Here is a 1247-nt window from a genome sequence, read left to right as displayed (position 1 = left end):
TGGGTAAAAAATTGGGCGTTTAATACGGCGATTTCATTAAGGCCCGTTAATGCAGGGTCGTTGGTTAATGCAACGTGCAGTAATACAAGGGGGCGGCCTGTGTTTTTGTCGTATAAAAATACGGGGCTAACGTAACGGTACTCTTTGGCAAGTAGTGCGGCATGTGCAGTTTTGGTCCACGCTACATTTTTGGCATACACACCTTCACCGGGTACATACTCCAAGGCATCGGGCTTAAACCAGCCTGAGGCAGGTGCAGGCTTGCCGTTTTTCTCTTTGTGTAGGGTTTGGTGCTCGTAATCAAACAAAAAATCGTTGCTGCGAGTTCCAGCACTCATCTGCAAATTAGCAAAGGCGATATCATCCATAAGCCACTTACGGCTAGGCACATCAAAAGGGCGGCCATCACGACTGGCAAATTCACCATCAGGGATAATTAAAACGCGCTCGCTAATGCCTTGCTCGTTGGGCAAAGCAGTAACATTGCATATGGCTAAACCTAGGCTTTGGGCGGTTGTGGTGTTTGGCATGTTCTGGCACTAAAACGTTTGTCTTGGTGCCAGTATGTGGATTTGGAGTGGAAGTGTATTTTAAACTGGGTTAATAAATATCAAGCAACTGAGTCTACTAAATGTATTGGGTAATTTTCGTACCCTTTTGAAATTGCACCTAACCATGCTTGGCAAAGTGCGTTCGAGATACTACTTTCACTTATACTAGAAAACTTGTTGGCATCCTTTAGCGCTAGCGCTTCATTCTGCTCACGTCCTATATGAAATATACAGGCAGCAAATAACCTTTGAAGCAAAGTAATTGCAGTATGGCCTCGGCATATACGGCTTTTAACTTCTACTTCAGATGCTTTTACAGTTGGCAAATAATATTCATATTTCTGGATGAACTCAAAACAGAATCTTTCCTGTTTGCCCTCAGTAGCCTTATCTAAATTCAATTCAATAGAGTCTACCCCAATATTATAATGTTGCCATTTAACAAGCGAACATGGATATGAACTGGATTTCAAGTCTCTAGCCGCAAGCGAAAGCGCTGCAATGATGTTTATTGCTGATGGGAGCATGGATTTTAATAATTCAATTGCGTCATACTTAAACTCTGAACCTGATTGGTAACTAAGAACTGGCCCCCAATTTTCGGACATGACTTTAAGTGATTGTTCTGTTTTTATAGTAACCAAAAATATTGGAATAGATGATGACTAGAAAACGTAGAAACCACTCTCCTGAATT

General features: G+C 41.9%; 2 protein-coding genes. Both read right to left on the bottom strand.

What is annotated here, in order from left to right; genetic code table 11:
- Nucleotides 1-530 (bottom strand): phage protease (locus HC733_RS22255; protein WP_238937671.1); only part of this gene is annotated, 530 nt, incomplete at its 3' end.
- Between the two features lie 80 nt (nt 531-610).
- Nucleotides 611-1159 carry a hypothetical protein gene (locus HC733_RS22250; RefSeq protein ID WP_190367158.1) on the bottom strand — a complete coding sequence of 183 codons (549 nt, stop codon included), beginning with the start codon at nt 1157-1159 and terminating at the stop codon, nt 611-613.
- Nucleotides 1160-1247: the final 88 nt, after the last annotated feature.

The organism is Pseudoalteromonas sp. S16_S37 (assembly GCF_014694405.1).
In the GTDB taxonomy this organism is placed as follows: domain Bacteria; phylum Pseudomonadota; class Gammaproteobacteria; order Enterobacterales; family Alteromonadaceae; genus Pseudoalteromonas.
This window is presented reverse-complemented; position numbering and strand designations above follow the sequence as displayed.